Origin of the sequence: Actinosynnema sp. NPDC023658 (assembly GCF_040639995.1) — a bacterium.
Classification (GTDB): Bacteria; Actinomycetota; Actinomycetes; order Mycobacteriales; family Pseudonocardiaceae; genus Actinosynnema.
The window spans coordinates 1-1,482 of record NZ_JBFAAX010001236.1; the positions used below are offsets into that span (position 1 = coordinate 1).

General features: G+C 67.3%; 1 protein-coding gene. It reads right to left on the minus strand.

Going from position 1 to position 1,482, the window contains the following annotated elements; genetic code table 11:
• A partial coding sequence (locus tag AB0G02_RS39845; protein ID WP_360805610.1) for an integrase core domain-containing protein occupies nucleotides 1-1,037 on the minus strand: 1,037 nt, incomplete at its 3' end.
• Nucleotides 1,038-1,482 lie beyond the last annotated feature (445 nt).

The following is a 1,482-nucleotide window of genomic DNA, read 5'->3' on the forward strand; positions in this document are numbered from 1 at the left end:
AGGTGGGTGACTGCGACTTGGTCGGTGACGGGGTGTGGCAGGGCGCGTAGCGGTCGTGCGTTGTGGATGCCTTGGTGGGGTCGGTGGGTGTTGTAGAACTGCTCGTACTCCCGCAGTACGTGGAGTAGGTGCTGTTGGTTCCAGATCAGCGTTCGGTCGAGGAGTTCGCGGCGGCAGCTGTGGATCCAGCGTTCCATGATCGCGTTGATGCGCGGTATCCGGATGCCGCTGGGGACGACCTGGATGCCGGCGTCGGCGAGGACGGTGTCGAACAGCGCCGGGAACTTCCCGTCCCGGTCGCGGATCAGGAACCGCATGTGTCGGCCTTCGTCTTCGAGGTCCATGACGAGGTTCCTGGCGGCTTGGGTGACCCAGGAGGCGGTCGGGTGCGCGGTGGCGCCGGGGACGCGGATCCGGCGGCTGGCGTGTTCGATCACCGTGAGCACGTACAGACGGGTGCCGTTCAGGGTGGTGGTCTCGAAGAAGTCGCAGGCTGGCAGGGCGTCAGCCTGCGAGTGGAGGAAGGCCGACCACGTGGTGGTGGCGCGTTCGGGTGCCGGGTCGATGCCGGCGTCCTGGAGGATCTGCCAGACGGTGGACGCGGCGACTTCAATGCCGAGTACGAGGAGTTCGCCGTGGATGCGGCGGTACCTCCAGGCGGGGTTCTCGCGTGCCGGGCGCAGCACCAGGAGGCGGATCGAGCGGACGGTTCGTGGTCGGCCGGGTCGCCTGGGACGGGATCTGACCGCGTGATGGCGTGCGAGAAAGTCCTGATGCCACCGCAGCACCGTCTCCGCACGCACCAGCAGTCGGAGCCAACGAAGGGTGTCGACGGGAAGTCGGTGCAGCAGTGCCGCGAGGAACGCTCGATCGCCGGGCGAGAACTGCGGACGGGCGTTACCCAGTTGACGTTCCAGGATCGTGATCTGGTGCCGCAGCGCCAGGATCTCCGTGTCCTTGTCCCGGTCGCTCATGGGCAGCAGGCGCAGCAGCGCGAAGGCGTTGGTCACGCCCAGGTAAGCCAGTCGGAGCAGCACAGCCGGTCATCATGCCGTGCTGGCCGGCGGCACGGCGGACGGCAGCCGTCCCCGTGAGCGCTTGACGCTCTCGGGCTTATACGTCCTCTAACTGCATGGATGAGGTTCTCGGCAGGCACAGCGCCGTCCCTGGGAGAGAACCTTTCTCCCGAACGGTTGTCCCCAGCCCGGCTCCGACGAGGGTTTCGGCACCTACGCCCGCACACCGCCTGCCCGGCGCGTGTCCCGAAACCTTCCCGACCAGGCCCTGGGCGCCCGGCCGGAGTGCCCAACACCAAACCCGCACCACGCCACGACGTCCACACCCTCACCAGCACGAACGGACAGCAACCCAAGCGACGCAGGAAGACGAAGTCGACCACTCCACGGCCCCACCGAACAGGTTAAAACTCAAGCTAGGGCGTGACAACGACGCGGCCCGGATCACCTCCACCGGTGCTCCGGG